Source organism: Paenibacillus apiarius (assembly GCF_017052585.1).
Taxonomy (GTDB): Bacteria; Bacillota; Bacilli; order Paenibacillales; family Paenibacillaceae; genus Paenibacillus_B; species Paenibacillus_B apiarius.
Genome location: NZ_JAFFHZ010000001.1, coordinates 2,130,891 through 2,151,821 on the forward strand (window position 1 = coordinate 2,130,891; position 20,931 = coordinate 2,151,821).

Sequence of the window (20,931 nt, forward strand, 5' to 3'; positions counted from 1 at the left end):
CTACTTTGCCCCATTCTGCCCTTTCATCAGGTAGTTTGGGCGACTATGAGCCTTTTCTGCTCCTTTGCACCATTCTCCCTTTCCATCAGGTAGTTTGGGCGAGTATGGGCCTTTTCTACTCTTTCACCCATTCTCCCCTTTCATCAGGTAACGGCTGTCTAGTGATGACTCTTGTTCATTGTCCTCTCTGGTTCTTTCGCTGCATCTCTTGCATACGAATCGGAAACATTAGGCTTCGCCTCGCTTGCCTTCTGACTGTATGGGAGAGTGAATCTAAGAACATATACCGAAAACCGATCGGCTGTTTTTAGTACGAAGGTAAAAGGAGACCTCTTTACTGAATCAAGGGGAGAGTGAAGCAATGAGAAAAATAGGCATGCTTTCTCACTGAAGGACAGCGTATCATCTTCAAGGCAATAAGAGCCCAACCAAGGTTGCAAAAAGTCTATCAACGCTTGAAAAACAATCAAAAAGCGCTTATGGCCGGATTAGCCATAAGCGCCTGATATTAGCGACTAGCGTGTTCTCTTATTGTTCCTTCTGCCTGCACTTGCGGGCGCATTGCCCTTGCGATTCGGCGAGGAAGCGCGTGATGCGCCAGATGAGCGCGTTCTGGACGCCGGCTTGGAGCCCTGCCGCTCATTGCGGCGCTCTGGCCCTGCTTGTCCCGGCCGCGCCGGCCGCCCCTGCTTCCGCTTCTCGCCTCTAGCCTGCTCTCGCTTCGCTGAGCCCGGCTTGCTTCCTTCGGCTCGGGAACGCTCGCCACGGCGGCCGCGAGCGGCTTCATTGCTGCGGCGCTTAGCGGCCGTCCCCGCCCGTCTAGGGCCGCCAGTCCGCTCAGCCTCGCCAGCCGATTCAGTCGAACGAGCCGCACCGTCGGCTCCGCGCTTCTCCAGCTTCTGCCCGATGCCCCGCTCGATGAGCTCCAGATACACGCGATCCCGGGGAGCGGCGAAGGTAATCGCAAGCCCGTTGTTGCCGGCCCGGCCCGTCCGCCCGATACGGTGAATGTAGCTTTCCGCATCATGGGGAATATCGTAGTTGAATACGTGTGTCACGCCTTCAACATCCAGCCCCCGCGCAGCCACGTCCGTCGCAACGAGCAGCTGCATCTTCACATCGCGGAAACGCTGCATGACCTGCTCACGCTTCGCTTGAGACAAATCGCCATGCAGTTCGTCCGAATCGTATCCTTGCGCATGAAGCGCTTCGTTCAACGTGCTCGCTCTGCGCTTCGTCCGGCAGAAGATGATGGCTTGGTACGGGCGGTGCTCGTCAATGATCTGGCACAGCGCCGCCTGCTTCGCCCGGTCGCTCGTCTCGACGACAATCTGCTTAATTCCCGTCAAGGTGACGCGTTCGCTTCGGATCCGAATGTCGACCGGCTTGCGCATGAAGCGCTCTGCCAGCTGCCGAACCGCGCCCGGCATCGTAGCCGAGAACAACAGCGTTTGACGTCTTGCAGGCGTGTTGCGAATAACCTCCTCCACTTCGGCCAGAAAGCCCATATGGAGCATTTGGTCAGCTTCATCAAGCACAAGTGTGTCCACATGCGACAATTGGATCGTGCCCCGGCGCAAATGATCGAGCAGCCTGCCCGGCGTAGCGATGACGAGATGCCGCCCGCCCTGAAGCTTCTGCATTTGCCGCTCTACATCCTGTCCACCGTATACGGCCAACACTTTCACGCCGTTCTGCGAGTCGACGAGCTTGCGGACTTCTTTCGTAATCTGTAAAGCCAACTCTCGTGTCGGCGCCACAATAAGCCCTTGAACATAAGGCTTGCTCACATCGATGCGCTGCAGGATAGGAAGCAGAAACGCAAGCGTCTTCCCCGTCCCCGTCTGCGCCTGCGCCACGACGTCCTTGCCCGCCAGCACGACCGGAATCGTCTGTTGCTGAACTGGCGTCGGAACGGCAATGCCGTTCTTTTTCAAAGTGAGATTAAGTTCCTGTTGAATCCCTAGTTGTATAAAGCCTGACAGACAGGCCACCCCTTTTCTTTAACTTTCGGACGAATTGCCGCCCGATTGCGTGGTGTGAATAATGGTCTTGACCCTGCCGACTTGCCCGTCCTGCAGGCGCACCTTGATTCCGTGCGGATGGTACGGCGAATTCGTTAATATATCCTTCACCTTGCCGCGAGTCGTCTTCCCTGTTCGTTGATCTTGCTTTAACACAATGTCCACTTCCAGATCGGCATGAATATGTTGACGATGCTGTCCGTTATTTACCATACGCAACCTAAAGCTCCTGTCCAGCGAAAAACCGCAGTTTAATGTCGATGTTAGCCGCCGTTTCCAGCGGTATCCTCCATATTATACACGTTATTGTGCATATGGTATAATGAACAGGCAAAATGGATTCCGATCCATATTCAGGAGGAAACATGCTGACGTTTGAACAAAAATTAGCGGTAATTGAATCCTTTTCCGAGCTGCAGCGCAAGGACGTCTCGCTTGGACGAGTGAACTTCCATTACGCCGAGAGTGTATTGGATAAGAAAACCGTCGTCTATCACCTGCATCCGAACGGCAATGGCTACGTATACGCCGGGAATCTGGCTGGATACGCGGCAGATCCGAAGGGCATGGTCAATATTCGCGACTATACGGAGGAAGAGCTGCGCGCTATAATTCGGGCATCTATCGATTCGCTTGCGCCCGGAACGCATGCCGGCGGAGCCGCCTCGAAGGGCACCGGCGACGAGATTTGGAGCAATCGGGACAAAGAGAAATTGGTGCTCGTTCATGAGCATGATTTGTGGAACGTCTATGCCGGGTCCAATCTGGAGATGGCTTTTGAAACTCGCGAAGAAGCAGTGGAATATTTGCATGAAGAAGGGTTCATTCCATCCAAATAATTATTGTGCACGCTCTTTCCATCGGGGAGAGCGTTTTTTATTGAATCAGGCATCCGGCAATGATGCACCGTTTTCCCCATATATAAAGAAGGGCCAACCGTATGCGTGAAAATGATGGAGTTTCCAAGTCAGTGCGCGTTACAATAGAGGAAGCTTTTGGGTAATGAGTATAAGCTTCACGTCATGATAGATAATCAACAAGAGGAACGAGGCCATGGGTATGGAGAGAAAAGTGAAAATAATCGGCACGGGGTCATATTTGCCGAAGCAGCGCATTACCGCGGAAGAGATGGATCGGAGGCTCGGCGTTCCCGCCGGTTGGTCCTTGAAAAAGTCGGATGTTCGCGTGCGATATTTTGTTGAAGACGAAACGGCTGCCGAGATGGGGGCGTTCGCTGCGCAAGCCGCGCTGCAGGACGCGGGGCTTACATTCGCTGACATCGACTGCATCGTATGCGCGAGCGGAACGATGCAGCAGCCGATTCCATGCACAGCCGCATTGATACAACAAGCAATGGGGCAAGGACAGTCCGGGGTACCGTCCTTTGACATCAATTCGACCTGCCTCAGCTTCATGGCGGCGCTCGACGTCATGTCGTACCTGATTGCCGCGGGACGCTATCGGCGTATCCTCATCGTCTCGACAGAGATTGCCTCGGTCGGCCTGAACTGGGAGCATAAAGAAAGCGCGGTTCTATTCGGCGACGGCGCCGCTGCCGTCATTGCAGGCCAATCGGCAACGCACGAGCAATCCCGAATCGCAGCCTCTCTAATGGAAACCTATAGCACCGGAGCCTCATACTCCGAGATACGCGGCGGAGGAACGGGACTGCATGCCAAGCTCTACGATGATACTCGGATGAGCGACTATATGTTCCATATGGACGGTCATGCGATCTATAAAATGGCGTCCAGGCTGTTGCCTGAATTCCTCGAACGGCTGCTCGGACCGGGGAATACGGCAATGTCGCAATTCCCGCTCATCATCCCGCACCAAGGCAGCGCCATGGCGATGCGCGTGATTAGCCGCAAGCTGGGCATTGCGCCGGAACAGCTCATGAACATTACGGCGGATCACGGCAATACGATCGCGGCCTCCATTCCGATGGGATTGCATGAGGCGATTCGACAAGGGCGGATGCAGCGCGGTGACCGCATTCTGCTGCTTGGGACCTCTGCCGGACTGTCGCTGGGAGGCCTGGTGCTTGACTACTAGCAGCGCGTCCAATAATATTCCGCGGGGCAGGGGACGAACCGTCCTGATTACCGGGAGCCGCGCCCCCGTCTCCTTGGAGCTGGCGCGCCTATTGGGCGATGCCGGGCACCGCATCGTCATGGCGGACAGCTTGCGCGTGACGCTAGGCTCGGTCTCCCGCTTTGCCTCCCGCCATTACCGTTATCCGCCGCCCCGCCACGAACCAGAGCGGTTCCTTGCCGCAGTAGAGCGCATCGTGATAGACGAGCAGGTGGATTGCATTATTCCGACCTGCGAGGAAGTGTTCTATCTGGCGCAGAGGGAACAGGCATGGCCCAATGGATGCGAGCTATTCGCGTCGCCGCGGGAGATGCTCAAGCAGCTGCATCATAAGGGGCAGTTCATCGAAATGGTCCGGCAAGCTGGCTTAAGTGCGCCGGCGACACGGCTGCTGACATCGCAAGCGGAAGCAAGCGGCTACGTGCGGGCGCTTGGGGCGGATGCTGCCGTGCTCAAGCCGGCTTACTCGCGCTTCGCGAGCCGTGTTTTATTCGTCCGGGCCGGCTACGCCCTGCCGGACGGCATTCAAATATCCCCGGCCCGCCCTTGGGTCGGGCAGCAATATATTCGCGGCGCGCTGTACTGCACGTACAGCATCGTCCGGGAAGGCGCTGTGCGGGCGCATGCTTGCTACCCCTCCGAATTCACGGCGGGCGCAGGGGCAAGCATCGCCTTCAAGCATGAGCCGCGGGCCGATCTGCTGGCATGGGTGCGCCAATTTGTCGCCCCGCTTCGTTATACGGGACAGATTGCGTTTGACTTTATCGTCACGCCGGAACGGGACATTTACCCAATCGAGTGCAATCCCCGCGCAACAAGCGGCGTCCATTGCTTTACGGCCTCCGATCGGCTGGACAAGGCATTCTTCGGGATGAACGGCGGCACCGAACGCGGTCCGGATGGCGGAACGGGCGGCTGGGCAGATAACAGTGCCGATAACGATGAATATCTTGATGCACATCTTGGCGCGCATCACGCTGAATCCTGCCCCATCGAGCCAACGTCCGCCCGCGCCGCCATGTTGACGCCCGCCATGCTGGCATACGGCTGGAGAAGTCCGCGGCGCGCCTATTGGTTAACGCAGCTATGGAAGGGACGAGACGTCATCTTCCGCTGGCAGGATCCGAAGCCGTTTGTCGCGCAAGCCATTATGCTGCACAGCTTCTGGCGGGAGAGCCGCAAACGCTCCATCTCGCTGATGGAGGCCACTACATCAGATATAGAATGGAATGGTGAAGCATGAGCCGACGAGCATTAGTGACGGGAGGAACCGGATTTCTCGGACAGCGCTTGGCCTTAAAGTTGGTTGAAGAGGGCTATACAGTTAGCGTCATTGGCCGCAATACGCATGTAGGCCATGAACTGGAACGGACGGGGATCCGGTTCATTCCGCTCGACTTAGGCGATGCCGATCGGGTCAAGGAGACATGCCGCAGTCACGATGCCGTATTCCACTGCGCGGCGCTGTCTGCTCCATGGGGCGCATACGCTGACTTCTACGCCAGCAACGTCATCGGCACGCGCCATGTCGTGCAAGGGTGCTTAAGCGGAGGAGCCCGGCTCGTGCATGTGTCAACGCCGAGTATTTACTGGAATTGGCAAGACCGGCTGAATATTAAGGAGGCGGATCCGCTGCCTCCTAAGCAGGCGACTGCCTACGCCGCCACGAAGCTGCTCGCCGAGCGGGAAGTGGATCGGGCCGTGGAAGAGGCCGGACTGCACGCCATTACGCTGCGGCCGCGCGCGATCTACGGGCCGGGCGACCGCGCCATCCTCCCGCGTCTGATAGAGGCGAACCGGGGCGGCTATATGCCGCTCATTCGCGGCGGCCGGTCGCTGCTCGACGTGACATACGTCGACAACGTGGTCGACGCGCTGCTGCTCGCCGCCACAGCCTCCCCTGCCGCGCTCGGCGGAAAGTACAATATTACGAACGGCGAACCGATGCTGCTGAGCGATATGCTGGCGAAGCTGTTCGCCCTGCTCGACACGCCGTTCCGCCCCATCCCGCTCGCCTACCCGATTGCTTCGGCGGCGGCCGGACTGCTGGAGCTTCGCGCCCGGTGGCTTGCCGGAGGCAAGGAGCCGAAGCTGACCCGCTATGCGGTTGGGCTTATCGGACGGAGCCAGACGCTCGACATTACGGCTGCCCGCGAGAGGCTGGGTTATAAGCCTAGGATCGGCACCGAGGAAGGCATGAAGCGATTTGCTGAAGCACGAATGCAGGAAGGAGACGCATCGGCAGCATGGAAGTGAACAAGGAAGCTAGGACAGAAGTTAAATTGAACTTGATGACCGCAGGTTACTGCACACACCGGGAATGGCTCACGATTCAAGGCGGAAGCCGCGCTTCCGTGCGCTTTCCGGCCATGTTCGCCTATATCGAGCATCCCCGGCTCGGGCCCGTCCTGTTCGACACCGGCTATTCCGCGCGCTTCTTTGAGGCGACATCAGCCTTTCCCGCGAGGCTGTACCGGTGGACGACGCCGGTCTATATCGGCAAGGAAGAGAGTGCAGCCAATCAGCTGCGCGATCTTGGCGTGCCGCCAGAGCGCGTGCGTACGATTATATTGTCGCACTTTCACGCGGATCATATCGGCGGTGTGCGCGACTTCGCGAATGCCGAGTTTTATTATTTGCGCGAAGCCTATCGTCCCCTGCAGGACATGTCCCCTTTCAGGGCTACGCAAGCCGGCTTTCTGCCCGGGCTATTGCCGGACCGGTTCGGAGAACGGTCCCGCCTTATCGAAGAGACATGCAGGAAAATAAACTTAGACGAGGGATATGCGCCCTTCACGGAGGGATATGATTTGTTCGGGGACGGCAGCATCATCGGCATCGACGTATCGGGACATGCGCTTGGTCAGCTCGGCCTGCTTCTGCGCGCCGCAGGGCACGAGTACTTCCTCTGCGCCGACGCTGCTTGGTCAACGGCGGCCTTTGCATCGCACCGGCTCCCGAAGCCCGTCGTCAAGTGGATAAAAACGGATTGGCGGCAATATAAAGACAACCTTTACCGTCTGCACATCCTGCACCGTCAACGGCCGGATCTGCGCATCATCCCGACGCACTGCCGGGAGGCCGAACAGAGATACGTAACAAGCCCTAAGGTTAAGGGAGGTGCTCGGCGTGAATAAAGGAACGATGATCGCCGCCTGGGAATATATCCACACGAAGTACGGGCGGGGCTGGAGCAGCCGGGAAGCCCTGGAGCAGTGGCAGCATCGTCAAGTGGTAAAGCAGCTGTGGCGAATCGGGAAGCGCTCCTCCTTCTTCCGCGAACGCATGGGCGGACGGCCCTTCGAGCAATGGCGCAACATGCCAGTGATGGACAAGGCGATGATGATGGAGCATTTCGACGCCCTCAATACCGCCGGCATTCGGAAGGAGGAAGCGTTCGCCGTGGCGCTGGCCGCCGAGGAGAGCCGCGATTTCACGCCCGAATGGAACGGTATTACCGTGGGCATGTCCTCGGGGACATCAGGCAATCGCGGCCTCTTCCTCGTCAGCGTACAGGAGCGCATGGCATGGGCCGGAGCGATGCTCGCGAAGGCCTTGCCTGGATCCGTGCTGGCACGGGAGCGCATTGCGCTCTTTCTGCGCGCCAACAGCAACTTATACGGCAGCGTGAGCAAGCGGCGGCTGCAGTTCGCCTACTTCGACCTGCTCGACCCGTTGGGGGAACAGGTCAAGCGGCTGAACGCATACGCCCCTACCCTGCTCGTCGCGCCGCCGTCCATGCTCCGCATGCTTGCGGACAAGCTGGCGCAGGGCATGCTGGCGATACATCCGCGCAAGATCCTTGCCGTGGCGGAAGTGCTGGATCCGCTCGACGAAGCGATAATAAGCGCGGCCTTCCAGCAGCCCGTGCACCAAATCTATCAATGCACGGAAGGCTTCCTCGGCATCACGTGCGTACACGGGACGCTTCATTTGAATGAAGACCTCGTCTACATAGAGAAGGAGTGGCTAGACAAGCCGGCACGCAAGTTCACACCCATTATTACCGACTTCCGGCGTCTGACCCAGCCGATCATCCGCTATCGGCTGGACGATGTCTTGACGGAGCGAGACGAGCCTTGTCCGTGCGGATCTCCCTTCACCGCGCTGGATCGCATCGAAGGGCGGCACGACGATATGTTCTATATGCCCTCCCTGAGTGACGGCACGCTCACGGCTGTCTTTCCCGACTTTATTCGCCGTGCGATTCTGTCCGCCTCATCCAAGATTGAACACTATGCGGCGGTGCAGCATGCGCCGCAACACATGACGGTGGCGCTGCAAGTGCCTGCGAAATACCGGGCGGCATGTGAACGGGACATTGCGCTAGAACTGCGCAAGCTGTCTGAAATCGTTCATTGCGCAGCGCCTGACATCATATTTACCGATTGGAAGCCGCAGCCTGCCGGGCATAAGCTGCGCCGGATCGAGAGGAAGTTTCCTTTATGAGCACCGTAGTACTATATGATGCGACTAATATCGACGGGATGCCTTGGCCGAACGATGAGGAGGGACAGGCGGCTAAGGCATGGATAGAGCCATGGATACGGCAAGGGCCAGAACGCTACGTGGACAATATTCAGACCCGCATGATGGCGCTCGTCATCGACGGCCAATATGTGCTGCCGATTACCGTTAATGAGCAAGAGTACGACAACGCATACGTATGCTCTCCGTATACGCACTATGTCTCTTATGCGAAGCAAGAGCTCGGCATGCTGAAGCAGCCGCTGCTGGAACGGCCGCTTGCGTGGCTGCTAAGCGGAATCGGATATGGCATGAAGCTCGCCCGGTGCAATCGCGTCGTGAATGTGAACAATTGGCTGTTGTCCACCAACCTGTATCCTCGCATGACGCCAGAGCACGTATCAGCCATTATCGCCATGCTGCAAGCCAGGTTCCCGGATTACGCGATCGTGTTCCGTTCGTTAAATCGCCACTATTACCCGGAGCTGTGCCGCAGCTTGGAGGAGGCTGGGTGCGCGCTTGTGCCAAGCCGCCAGATCTACTGCTTGGATACCCGTGATTCCAGCACCCAGAATGCCAAGGCAAGGTGGTTAATCAAGCGCGATGAAGGACTGCTTGCGAAACACGGATACGAGGCGGTTTCGCATAACGAGCTGGCGCCGGCTGATATTCCCCGCTTGGTTCAACTGTATAACTTGCTCTACATCGATAAATATTCGCCGTGCAACCCGCAGTTCAATGAGCGCTTCTTCGCACACGCATTGGCGGAGAAGACGCTGCGCTTCATCGCCCTGCGCACAGCGGGGGGCCGAATTGACGGCATCCTGGGTTACTTCTGCCGCGGCGGCATTCTGACGACGCCTATCTTCGGCTACGATACAGCCCTTCCGCTGGAAACCGGCCTCTACCGCATGCTGTCCGCCGTCCTGTTCCGCGAGGCGCAGCGGCTTGGCATGCAGTGGAACGAGAGCTCGGGGGCGGCGCAGTTCAAGCGCAACCGGGGGGCCGCCGGGCATTGGGAATATTCCGCCGTCATGGACCGGCATCTGCCAGCATACCGCAGGAGCTGCTGGTCATTCATTTCCTTGGTCGCCAATCGAATCGGCGTTCCGCTGATGGAACGCCACAAATTATGAGCATACAGACGCGGAAGGAGGCATCATGTTGACATCGCCAATTACGAAGTCGCGGCAGAGCGCAGCTTCCCCTTCGCGGCCAATCGCCGTCGTCACCGGTACGTCCAGCGGCTTCGGGCTCTACACGAGCGTCGCGCTGGCAAGCGCAGGATATGATGTCGTGGCGACGATGCGCAATACGGCCAAGCAAGGGAAGCTGCTTGCTGAAGCGCAGACAAGCGGCGTCTCCGAACGCCTCCATGTGCTGCCCCTTGATGTCACTAATCAAGAGAGTATTGAAGCTGCATTCGAGCATATCCGCCAGCACTTCGGCAAGGTCGATCTGCTGGTTAACAATGCGGGCTATGCCGCAGGAGGATACGTCGAGGAAGTGGACATGGACGCTTGGCGCGCCCAACTGGAGGCCAATTTCTTCGGCACGGTCGCCGTTACGCGCGCAGCGCTGCCCATAATGCGGGAACAAGGCAGCGGAACCATCGTGAATGTGAGCAGCATTAGCGGCCGATACGCTTTTCCGGGCTACGCCCCGTATGCCGCCTCCAAGTTCGCCGTCGAAGGCTTCACCGAGGCGCTGCGGCTCGAGATGCTGCCTTTCGGCGTCTATGCGGTTCTGATCGAACCTGGCGCCTACAAAACCGATATATGGGGAAAAGGGTTCTCCTCCATCCACATACGCGAGGATTCACCATACAGCACGCCGCTTCAAGCAGTGCTGCAGTTCTCGAAGCGCAGCTCCGAGACGGCTCCGCCCCCGCAGGAGGTGGCGCGTCACATCGTCAAGATTGCGCGCACGCCAAGACCGAAGCTGCGCTATTTCATGGGCAGGGGAGCGGCGCCTCTGCGCCTTATCCGCCTATTGCCCTGGAAGTGGTATGAGCGGCTCGTGCTGTGGGCTTTACGACGCTAGACAAGGAGGCTGGCCCGGCACGGATACCGGGCACAGCCTCCTTTGCGTGCGTTTGCCTATTCATGAATAAGGCCGATGGGAAAAAATTCAGCCGAGCTATGTGTCGGACAACGGGGCGCTGAACGTTCATGTCAAAGGCAAGCCCGATCAGAAGGTGTGCATTTCCATTAAATATAAGACGTTCGAGGTCATTAGTTCCGTGCGTCCGAAGCAACGAAGAAGCCCCCTCCAGCAGGAGGGGGCTTGAGCCTGTTGAGAAATCGTAAGCCGCCGCTACTTGTTCTTATCCACTGCCGCCTGCGTGAACAGATTGCCGTCCAGATCGACGTCGAACGCCTTGCCGAATCCGGCGACATAGCGCCCTTGTCCCGGCGCCAGCTCGAATAGAGAAAAGTCGAGACCGCGCAGGACATTCATCAGCTTTACGCTGTGACGTTCCTCGAACAGTTCAAAGATGGAATCAGATCCCTCGTTGCCGATATGCCTTGGCACGCATCTCCAGCGGACGCGCTCCAAGCCGAACAAGTTCGGCGATTCCGATTCATCCGCAAGCAGCATGACGTGAAGGCAAGCGCTGCGCTCAATGAGGCGGTAATGATCGGCGATTCGGCTAATGTATATGTATAGCTTGCCGTCCTTTTTCACGAAAGGGGCGTAACTGACAAAAGGCTCCCCTTGTTCATCTGTCGAGCTTATAATGAGCGTCTTCCGGTTATCTATGAAATCGAGATAATGCTGCTTATACTTTTCGAGATCGATCGTAAACTCCATACAAGCTCCCCCTCATTCACGCTTCTTTAAATGATTATGATAATCATTATCAATTATACATCATTTATAAAGCTACCACGTTTATCCCCGCATTTCAAGCTGCAATGAACGCGCAAATTTGCCTCTGCAGCCAGAAGCGGTATCATCCTGTGGCCTGAAGAAGGTAAAAACATAATAGGGCCGCAAAAAGAAGGCCTTTCTTATAACAGCAGCATCCGCTTCAGCAAAGATAAATGCAGGAGCGGCATATAGGAAAGGCTCATCGGTATCTTATTACCGGTTTCAGCCCGGAAGGCTTGGACTATTCGGATGGCGCACTACGATATCATCTGTGCTGTCTGGTATGGATGGCATACGGCCTCGGCCCGATGAGTCACTTTATTGCGCAGGTCGCCTTTAAAGACCAACTGCAGCGACTTCGACTTTCGGAAATCATCTGGCGTAACGAGCGCCGCTGATTTGTCGATCAGCTTCATTCCGCTGTCTTGGAACAGCGCAGCGACGAATTGGGAGCAAAAATAGGCATTCTCCCGCTCGATATGCAAGTTGAATGGAATGCCGAACAAGCCCAGAAAATTATATTTATACTGTTCTTTGCTCTCTTCCATGTGCTGCACGCGCTTGCGTATTTGATCGTAAATGCCGCTCGTAACGCTGCAACGATACAGGGCGCACAATGTGGGCCGCCCATCGGTGCGGATGAGGCTGCCATGCACCTGCTCCTTCACAAATCCGCCGACGAACGGATTGGCCGCATCCCTGCGCCCAAAGCTGTATATTTCCCTCAAATCTGCATCGAACGCAATCGATACATGATTAAGCGGCGCCCGTGTGTACATCTTTATCATTTTGGACAACAATGTCCCGGTATCTGTAAGAAGAATATAAATGTTCCTCTCGCTCACTATACTCACCAACCCATATTTTGCTTTGTGTCTTCATTGTACGGGGTTCATGAGCTTTCCAACACAATCCCGCGGCGGGATTCATCCTAGACTAGCGACGGGGTTAAAGGATCGGAAGCTATTACTTGTCCGGGACAGCGCTGCAGCTCTCACGAATAATGAGCTCCGTCGGGATTAACACTTTTTTGCCGATGGTTCGGTTTTTCTCGATACGTTCAAGCAGCAGATCCAGCGCCGTTTCCCCCATGAATTCGCTGTGAAGCTTCACGGTCGTCAAGGACGGCGTCATGAATTGGGCTACGGTTATATCATTGAAGCCAATGACGCTAATATCGTCCGGAACGCGCAGTCCCTGCTCTTGAATCGCGCGAATTGCGCCAATGGCCATCGAATCGTTGGCGGCCAGCACAGCAGTGCATGGCGTGCCGGACGTCAGCAGATTGCTCATGAGCCGATAACCGTCCTCTGCCGAGAAGGAACCGATCTGCACCAGTTCAGCATCGAATAGGCACGCATCCTTCATCCACCGTTCATAGGCCTCTTCCCGCCGATCCGCCATCAGTTGACCGTCCATTTCGTCTCTGCCGCCAACATAGGCGATTCGCCGATGTCCCAGATCATGCAAATAGGTCAGCGTCCGATTGACCGCATCATACAGATCCACCATGACAATATCGCTTCGGCGATCCCACGGGACGGCATCGACGAACACGATATTGGGCGCTATGCCGTATAATTGACGGATCTGTTCCTCATTGATGGGGCCTATGACGATCATGCCGGACATCGAGGCGGCAGGCAAATCCGGCTCGTCCTTAAATCCCGCCCTCAGTTGAACGTCATGCTCCTGCGCAGCCTCTTCTATCGCAAGTCTCATCGCTAAATAATAGGGGTCATTCAATTCTTCGCTTTTCGTATAGGTCATGACAATCCCGATTTGCTTCTTCTTCGCAGCCGGCTTCGATGCAGACGAAGCCCTGCCATCGTTGCCGTCGCTGTGCTTGACCCGTTTGAATTTGCGGTATTCCAACTCTTCCGTTATTTCGAAAATGCGCCGCTTGGTCTCATCCGACACCGACAACGTCTGATCGAAATTGAGAACCCGGGAAACGGTAGAAATAGACACATTCGCCCGCTCCGCAATATCTTTCAATGTCGCCACTATATATCAACTCCATATATATGTACTCTTAAGATTTACTTTGCCATCCCCTTGATTGTACTTTGTTTTTTAGTAAAAATAAATACGATTTAGTAAATGGACCCCTGAATAACAAAGCCCGCTGCCCTGTCGGATAGCGGGAATGGAGCTTACTCCATCGTTTGTATCGTTTCTTTGGCCTTCATGATATCGGATACTTCCTTGTTCGAATACACGGACAGCTTAAGGTTCAGTTGGAATGGCTCGAACTTGCAACGGTATTTATCCAGCTGGTTCTGGCCGCAAGAATTGGAACCGAGCCCATTCTGCTTATAATCGAGATTCAGCACGATATAATCCCGCTTCTTCAGGTCAATCGTATGCTTGGCGGCGTCCACATCCTCCACTTCGTAATAGGATGCGCTGAAGTCCAGGCGCGGATAACCGACGGCCATCAGTCCAGCCCCATACCGATCCGCCAACCGGACCCACCGGCAGTCGGTATGATTCCCGTTCTCCTGCGGATACACATAGCCGGTGAACATCTCATCGACCGTCCGCTCATATACGCCGAATAGATTCGCTTGCTTCGAATCGGCGTATGATTCTCCCGGCCCGCGGCCATACCATTTTCCGAATTCACAAGCTTGATTCAGACGCATGGCCACTCCGATGCGCGGAACCATGTCAGGCGCATGTTGAATCATGCCCTCAGGCATGCCGCTCACTTCGAACAGCATATCCCCATTCGGGTAAATCCGGTACTGATAACGGGAACGGTAGTGCCACGCGGAGTTCGTCGTGCCGTTGATTACCGCTGCAGTAAACCGCACATAGTTCCCGGCGTGCTCGTAAGACACTTCTTCCACGATTTCATGCATCAGATGCATAAAGGTTTTCTTTTTATAATCTTGTACAATCTCCATATCGTTATCGATCGTCGCCCGCCAAAATTGAAGCCGAGGTCCTTGCTCCACAATGACCTTTCCGTTGCGTTTCCATGATGTCAACCTGCCTTTGACCGTGTCAAAGCGAATTTCAAAGTCAGCTCCGCGCACGATAAGCTCGCAGTGCCGCTCTTCAGCCTGCAAGGTCCCGCCCGGTTCAATCACGTACGGTCCGGTCTCAATCGGGAGCCGGAATTGAGCCGTCGCCAGCTCATGCCCCTTCGGCGCCCACCGATATTCGCGGTTCAAAATATAAGATAGATTCAAATAGTAATCCGTGCCAAGCTCCGGCTCGAAGTCGAGTGAATAGTCAAGCTGAATGTCCCGGCTGGAACGGGCTTGAATTCCCGACAGGCCCGCTTGTCCGGTCTGCATGATTGCATCGTCCTTCACGATGGTATAGATGAGCGTCAAATGATCCAGTGAAGCAAAATCATATTTGCTCTCGACCGTGATCACGCCTTGACGCAAATCGACGGCATGGGTATGCACGGGTTCGATGACCTTTTTATACTCCAATAGCCCCGGGGATGGCGTACGGTCTGGCATAATGAGTCCGTCGATGCAGAAATTGCCGTTCGTCGGATCGTCACCGAAATCACCGCCATAGCGGTAATACGTGCGGCCGTGTTCATCGACGCTCTGGATGCCGTGGTCGAACCACTCCCAGATGAAGCCGCCCTGCAGCTTGTCATGGGCATAGAACAGGTCCTGATAATCCTGCAAGTTCCCTGGACCGTTCCCCATTGCATGGGCATACTCGCACAAAATATGCGGTTTCGCGGACGTTTCGATAATTTTCTGCATCGTCTTCCTCGTCGGATGATCAAGCCAAGAGTACATCGTCGAATATACATCGGTCACTTCCGCCTCATGGTCCCCTTCATAATGCACTAGGCGGGTCGGGTCCAGTTCCTTCGAGCGCTGTGCCATCGCCTTGAAGTTACACCCGAATCCGGATTCGTTGCCTAGCGACCACATGATAATGCAAGGGTGGTTTTTGTCCCGGTGAATCATCCGCTCGATTCGATCGACATAAGACAGCTCCCAAGCCGGATCGTCGGAGAGCCAGTCGTAATTGCCGGTTAGTTCGAACCCGTGGCACTCGAGGTCGGTCTCATCAATGACATACATGCCGTATTCGTCGCACAAATCGTAAAAATACGGAGAGTTCGGATAGTGCGCAGTACGTATGGCGTTAATATTATGCTGCTTCATGAGCACAATATCTTTGACGATATCTTCCTTGGCTACGACGCGGCCCGTTACCGGATGGTAATCATGGCGGTTGACTCCTTTCAGCTTAATCGCGACGCCGTTAACCGTAAACGTATCTCCTCTTGTCTCTATCTTGCGGAATCCGACCTTCTGCGGCACGACTTCCACAACCGTATCCCCTTCCTTAATCGTTAACAGCAAGGTATACAAATAGGGCTGTTCGGCGCTCCACAGCTCCGGCGCTTGGACATGCTCCCGAATCGTCACGCTTGCTCCCGCTTCCCTCCCGCCGGACAGCACCTGCTTGCGGTCAGCATCCAACAGCTCGTAGGCCAGTGCAAGACCCGGCTTCGCCCCGCGAATTGCGGCGGTGATCCGCAGCTCCGCTGCCGTGCAATCGGAGTTCAAATCGGTGACGACGCTGTAGTCCTCCAAGCCCGTCAACGGCTGCGTGTACAGATCGACATCCCGGAAAATCCCGCTCAGCCACCACATATCCTGATCTTCCAAATACGTGCCGTCCGACCATTGGTAGACACGGACGGTGATTTCATTGTCTCCGGCATGAACATAGCCGCTAATATCAAATTCAGATTGCAGGCGGGCGCCCTTGCTATAGCCGGCCTCCTGGCCGTTCACCCACACGTGGAAAGCCGAGTCTGCGCCATGGAACCGCACGATCACTTGCTGATTACGGAGCCAGTCCTCGCCGATTGCAAAGTTCCGTTTGTAAATGCCGGTAGGGTTGTCGGTCGGTACGTATGGAGGACGAATCGGGAAGTTGTACCACAAGTCGGAATAATGCATATTGCCGTATCCCTCAAGCTGCCAATTGCTTGGAACGGCAATGTCATCCCAGCCCGCGCAATCGAACGAAGGCTGTTCAAAACTCACGGGCGAATACTCGGGCGCTTCGAGAAACTTGAATTTCCATATGCCGTTCAAGCTTTTGAAATGATGTGTATAGGCAGGTTGGTCAAATAACGCTTTTTGTCTATCGGGATATGAATAAAAGAATGCCCTTGGCTTCATCCGGTTGACATGAGTGATTGAAATATTTTCCCACGTTTTTACTTTGTTCATGATAGATAGCCTCCTTTTGCTTCCCTGTTGCGCATGAATATATCTACGCTCGCAATGTCTCCAGCCAATAACCGCAGCGCCAGTAAATATAATGATTTCGAGCACGAAATAGAGCAATGCAAAGCACGGACAGGCTCCTCGCTTGCAATCGTTTACAATGAAACTTTACCATTTGTTTTACTTGTTATCAATATATTTTAGTAAAATATTTACTTGAAGAATGCAGCGGTTTTATTTACCCATTTGTGTAGTAGTAAAAAAAATAAACCAGCCTGTTTTTACAGGCTGGTTCAAAATTTCCTTTTCATTTCATTTTGACATCATCCATTTGCCGCGTCTCCGGCGGCTCCAGACCGTCCATGCGACATCGGTCAGGAAATAGAGCATAAACATAGGACACAGCAGGTTCCATATGAGTGACAACTGGCCATATAGCGCCGTCACCCAAGGGTGAACCCCGTACACGACGGCGAAAGACAAGAGGAGCCAATAAAGCGAAAACTGTAAACATATATGTCCATGCAGCTGAAGCGGATGCTCCGAATAGTCCCACAATTGACGGTAAAATACTTTTTGCAGCATCAATCCGCTTATATATTCGACGGCCGATGGGATAATGAAGCATAAAATAAGCATCGTGCTCCAATGCGTTCCCCGTTCCGCATAGAGCAGCAAGAGAACCGGCGCAATGCCGTACATCGGCTTGAACGGTCCCCACAGGAAGCCTTCTTTCCAGAAGGTTCCCGTGGTGAACCAACTATATACTTGTTCCAGTAACCATCCGCCGAAAGAGTAGAGCATAAAGTAAAAGAGGAACGCGAGCGCATCGTCCGACCCGGAGAAAGCTGCCTGAAATGGATGAGATGGAGTGAGCAGGTTCATATGGATGACCAACCTTTACGTGAGATATATGTCTCCCTTATTATGGTTCGCCATCCTTGCTTTATTCCCATTGCTTGTCGAATGATGGGCTTCGCGCGCCATTCCCGGCGTGGACCTCGTGCTTATTCCATTATTCCATCCGGGAATGGGCGCAAAGCCCGCGTATTAAGCTTCTCCGTTAAGCTTGCTGATCCAATCCGCAATCGCCTGCTCCGATTGGATATTACCCATCATTTTTGCGATTTTGCCAATCGGCATATCCATCATGAACGTAATCAGGAACTCATCCTTGTACAATCCTGCCGGCGCTCCGCCTCCCGTGGACGGATCGGCCAGCATCTGCAGCGCTTCGGCAGCGGTATAACGCTTCAGCACATCCTTGAACAAGGACATGGCGTGGAAGCGCGCCTGCACTTTCTGCGTCGATTCCATCATGACCGACGCGCGCAGCGGCAAATCGGCGCTCGACGTGCCCGCCAAGATGACGAATTCGCCTGACTCCACGCACCAAGTGCTGCGCTCGCTGTCATAATAGGCGAAGTCACGATCCTGCAGGACGAGCGTCACTTCCTTCTCCTCACCCGGCTGCAGGCTTACTTTGGCAAATGCCTTCAGCTCTTTGATCGGACGCGCCATCCGGGACTCGGCGTCTTGAACATACAGCTGCACCACTTCGCTGCCCGGACGCGCCCCTGTGTTGCGCACGCAGACCTTGACCTCCAGCGTATCTCGGTCTGTCATGTGATGGCGGTTGACATTCATGCCCGTCAGCTCAAACGTCGTATAGGATAAGCCATACCCGAACGGGAATAACGGTTCAATGCGCTTCTTGTCATAATAGCGGTAACCGACGTACAGCCCTTCGCCATAGCGCACTTTCCCCTCTTCTCCGGGGAAGTTCAAGAAGTCTGGCGCGTCCTCCAGACGCATAGGGAACGTCTCCGATAACTTACCGGAAGGATTGACGGCGCCCAGCAGCACATCCGCGGCGGCAGCGCCGGATGCTTGCCCGCCGAGCCAGCCTTCCAAGACGGCCTTCGGTCCCTGAATCCACGGCATCGCAACCGCGGAACCGTTCGACAGGACGACGACGGTATTCGGCTGCACACGGCACACTTCTTCAATGAGCCGGTTGTGGGATGCGGGCATATCGATATTGCGCCGATCAAAGCCTTCTGACTCGAAAGATGGCGGGAGTCCAGCAAATATGACGGCGACATCCGCCTCTGCCGCCTGTTGCGCCGCTTCATTCAGCAGCTCTTCATCCACGCGATCTTCCCCTGGGTAACCATCTGCATAAGAGACAGTCACTTGATCTCCCAGCGACTTCTTCAATTGTTCGATGGCCGTGTCCACTCGGGTCGGTTCAATCTGCGAGCTGCCCGAACCTTGATATCGGGGCTGCTTGGCGAATTGACCGATTACCGACACCGAACGCAGCTTATCCGGCTGCAGCGGAAGCAGGCCGCCCTCATTTTTCAACAGCACGAAGCACTCTGCCGCCACCTGCCGTGCCACAGCATGATGAGCTTCGGCATCGAAAGACGCGCCCGGCTTGCGATTGCGCATCGTGGCAAGCACGATGCGCAGGATGCGCTCAACCGATTGATTGAGCACTGTTTCCGGGAACTCCCCATTCCGCACCATGTCCGCCAAGCGCTGCACCGTCTCTTCGTCACGGCCCGGCATTTGCAGGTCCATACCGGCGCGAAGAGAAGCCGCTTTGTCGTTCACTGCTCCCCAGTCGGAGACGACAAAACCTGTAAATCCCCATTCTTCCCGCAAAACTTGTTCCAATAGCTCACGATGCTCTGTTGCATAGATTCCGTTCACTTTATTGTAGGCTGCCATGACAGTCATCGGCTGGGATTGCTTGATGACGCGCTCAAAGGCGGTCAAGTAGATTTCACGCAGCGTGCGCTCATCGACTTCCGAGCTTATCGTCATTCGCTCATGCTCCTGATTGTTGCAGGCAAAGTGCTTGAGCGACGTGCCTATGCCGCGGCTCTGAACGCCGCGCACGAACGCAGCTCCCATCTCTCCCGCCAGCACCGGGTCCTCGGAATAATACTCGAAGTTGCGTCCGCCCCGTGGCGAGCGCTTAATATTGACGCCTGGACCGAGCAGCACTTGCACGTCCAAGGCCAAGCATTCGTCTCCAATGGCCTGCCCGACGCTCTCCAGCAGCTCCACGTCCCACGATGAAGCGAGCGCTGAAGCGGTAGGAAAACAAGTTGCCGGCAGCGAATCGAAGCCGACATCCGTACCGGCTTTCGGCTTGCGTATGCCATGCGGTCCGTCATTTAGCGAAATCGACGGAATGCCTAACCGTTCTATCGAACGTGTATGCCAGAAGTCCCCGCCAACGGTAAGAGCCGCTTTCTCCTCTAACGTTAACTGTTCCATCCATTCCTTTAATTGCTGTTCCATTCTGTCCAGTCTCCTTCCATTTATCTGTATGTTTATTGTAAGCGGTTTACATCTAATGTTCCTCCCGTTTTTTATCCCTTTTTGGGTCTTAATTTAAGCCTTATTGGAGACAGGTGATAGAGACGCCTGCGCTCGGCTTCAATTAAGGACACAATTTGCCCTTTCGGGCTCTCATGCCCGTATATTCCGAGGCAGGTTAACCGCACCAAACGAAAAAAAAGACCGGGGACTATCCCCGGCCTTGCCATGCCTGCTTGTTGAGTTGAACTCGAAGCCTTCCCAATGGGGCATGTTGTCAGAAGTTAGCCTTGCAGGCCTTTCTTCACCCATTCGGCAACCGTGACGGTTCGTTTGGCTTGATGCATAACCGCTTCGCGCACATTCTCGACCATATTGCCGTCTTGGTCCACCGTAACACTAGTTCCGTATGGATTGCCTCCCGCGGCGAAGATGCTAGGGTCCGTATACCCCGGCGTAGCCACAATTGCGCCCCAATGATGCATCGTAGTATAGAGGGACAAAATGGTCTGCTCTTGGCCGCCATGCGGATTCTGAGCGGAAGTCATCGCGCTGACGACCTTGTTGGCGAGCTTGCCTTGGAACCACAGGCCGCCTGTCGTATCGAGGAATTGCTTCATCTGAGCCGGCATATTGCCGAACCGGGTCGGGATGCTGAATATAATCGCATCAGCCCACGTCAAATCATCATGCGTTACGACCGGCACGTCCTGCGTTGCTTCCACATGGGCTTTCCAAGCCGGATTGCCAGCGATGGCGGCTTCGGGAGCCAGCTCCTGCACCTTCACGATCTTCACTTCCGCTCCCGCTGCCTTCGCGCCTTCTGCAGCCATTTGCGCCAATTGATAGTTCGTGCCGGTAGAACTGTAATAAATAATCGCTAATTTAACATTGGACATGTGAGACAC

Annotated in this window: 17 protein-coding genes; 8 read left to right on the plus strand and 9 right to left on the minus strand. The window is 55.3% G+C overall.

Annotation, left to right across the window (positions count from 1 at the left end):
* Nucleotides 1–515 precede the first annotated feature (515 nt).
* Nucleotides 516–1,937 carry a DEAD/DEAH box helicase gene (locus JSQ80_RS09725; RefSeq protein ID WP_240463608.1) on the minus strand — a complete coding sequence of 474 codons (1,422 nt, stop codon included), beginning with the start codon at nt 1,935–1,937 and terminating at the stop codon, nt 516–518.
* Between the two features lie 66 nt (nt 1,938–2,003).
* Nucleotides 2,004–2,237, minus strand: coding sequence for a YwbE family protein (locus JSQ80_RS09730; protein ID WP_206095173.1), 234 nt, complete (start codon nt 2,235–2,237; stop codon nt 2,004–2,006).
* A gap of 152 nt (nt 2,238–2,389) precedes the next feature.
* Here JSQ80_RS09730 and JSQ80_RS09735 point away from each other — a divergent pair, with 152 nt between their 5' ends.
* The 8 genes from JSQ80_RS09735 (at nt 2,390) to JSQ80_RS09770 (ending at nt 10,628) form a co-directional block, all read left to right on the plus strand.
* Nucleotides 2,390–2,863 (plus strand): hypothetical protein, encoded by a 474-nt coding sequence (locus tag JSQ80_RS09735; protein ID WP_206095174.1) that lies wholly within the window; start codon nt 2,390–2,392, stop codon nt 2,861–2,863.
* A gap of 214 nt (nt 2,864–3,077) precedes the next feature.
* On the plus strand, nt 3,078–4,079 hold the full coding sequence (locus JSQ80_RS09740) for a beta-ketoacyl-ACP synthase III (protein WP_418888873.1): 1,002 nt from the start codon (nt 3,078–3,080) through the stop codon (nt 4,077–4,079).
* Entirely contained in the window at nt 4,069–5,361 is a 1,293-nt protein-coding gene (locus JSQ80_RS09745; RefSeq protein ID WP_206095175.1) for an ATP-grasp domain-containing protein, read from the plus strand. The genes JSQ80_RS09740 and JSQ80_RS09745 overlap by 11 nt, the downstream gene beginning before the upstream one ends.
* Nucleotides 5,358–6,374, plus strand: a complete 1,017-nt coding sequence (locus JSQ80_RS09750) for an NAD-dependent epimerase/dehydratase family protein (RefSeq protein WP_206095176.1) — start codon at nt 5,358–5,360, stop codon at nt 6,372–6,374. Before JSQ80_RS09745 ends, JSQ80_RS09750 begins: the two co-directional genes overlap by 4 nt.
* Nucleotides 6,365–7,255, plus strand: coding sequence for an MBL fold metallo-hydrolase (locus JSQ80_RS09755; RefSeq protein WP_206095177.1), 891 nt, complete (start codon nt 6,365–6,367; stop codon nt 7,253–7,255). The genes JSQ80_RS09750 and JSQ80_RS09755 overlap by 10 nt, the downstream gene beginning before the upstream one ends.
* Entirely contained in the window at nt 7,248–8,567 is a 1,320-nt protein-coding gene (locus tag JSQ80_RS09760) for a F390 synthetase-related protein (RefSeq protein WP_206095178.1), read from the plus strand. Before JSQ80_RS09755 ends, JSQ80_RS09760 begins: the two co-directional genes overlap by 8 nt.
* Nucleotides 8,564–9,721 (plus strand): GNAT family N-acetyltransferase, encoded by a 1,158-nt coding sequence (locus JSQ80_RS09765; RefSeq protein WP_206095179.1) that lies wholly within the window; start codon nt 8,564–8,566, stop codon nt 9,719–9,721. The genes JSQ80_RS09760 and JSQ80_RS09765 overlap by 4 nt, the downstream gene beginning before the upstream one ends.
* Nucleotides 9,722–9,746: 25 nt before the next feature.
* Nucleotides 9,747–10,628 carry an SDR family oxidoreductase gene (locus JSQ80_RS09770; protein ID WP_206095180.1) on the plus strand — a complete coding sequence of 294 codons (882 nt, stop codon included), beginning with the start codon at nt 9,747–9,749 and terminating at the stop codon, nt 10,626–10,628.
* A 273-nt stretch (nt 10,629–10,901) separates the two neighbouring features.
* Here the strand turns inward: JSQ80_RS09770 and JSQ80_RS09775 are convergent, their stop codons facing one another.
* From JSQ80_RS09775 to wrbA, 7 genes are all read right to left on the minus strand, one after another.
* Nucleotides 10,902–11,399 (minus strand): HugZ family pyridoxamine 5'-phosphate oxidase, encoded by a 498-nt coding sequence (locus JSQ80_RS09775; protein WP_206095181.1) that lies wholly within the window; start codon nt 11,397–11,399, stop codon nt 10,902–10,904.
* 317 nt (nt 11,400–11,716) lie between these two features.
* Nucleotides 11,717–12,304, minus strand: coding sequence for a hypothetical protein (locus tag JSQ80_RS09780; RefSeq protein ID WP_336245720.1), 588 nt, complete (start codon nt 12,302–12,304; stop codon nt 11,717–11,719).
* Between the two features lie 121 nt (nt 12,305–12,425).
* Complete coding sequence (locus JSQ80_RS09785; RefSeq protein WP_206095182.1) at nt 12,426–13,466, minus strand: substrate-binding domain-containing protein; 1,041 nt, start codon at nt 13,464–13,466, stop codon at nt 12,426–12,428.
* 149 nt (nt 13,467–13,615) lie between these two features.
* The gene (gene ebgA, locus JSQ80_RS09790; RefSeq protein WP_206095183.1) at nt 13,616–16,693 is read right to left on the minus strand and encodes a beta-galactosidase subunit alpha; all 3,078 of its coding nucleotides are present in this window, start codon (nt 16,691–16,693) and stop codon (nt 13,616–13,618) included.
* A 309-nt stretch (nt 16,694–17,002) separates the two neighbouring features.
* Entirely contained in the window at nt 17,003–17,575 is a 573-nt protein-coding gene (locus JSQ80_RS09795; protein WP_206095184.1) for a putative ABC transporter permease, read from the minus strand.
* 165 nt (nt 17,576–17,740) lie between these two features.
* Nucleotides 17,741–20,005 carry a glycoside hydrolase family 3 C-terminal domain-containing protein gene (locus tag JSQ80_RS09800; protein WP_206095185.1) on the minus strand — a complete coding sequence of 755 codons (2,265 nt, stop codon included), beginning with the start codon at nt 20,003–20,005 and terminating at the stop codon, nt 17,741–17,743.
* A gap of 302 nt (nt 20,006–20,307) precedes the next feature.
* Nucleotides 20,308–20,922: an NAD(P)H:quinone oxidoreductase gene (wrbA, locus tag JSQ80_RS09805; protein ID WP_206095186.1), complete on the minus strand. Its 615-nt coding sequence runs from the start codon at nt 20,920–20,922 to the stop codon at nt 20,308–20,310.
* Nucleotides 20,923–20,931: the final 9 nt, after the last annotated feature.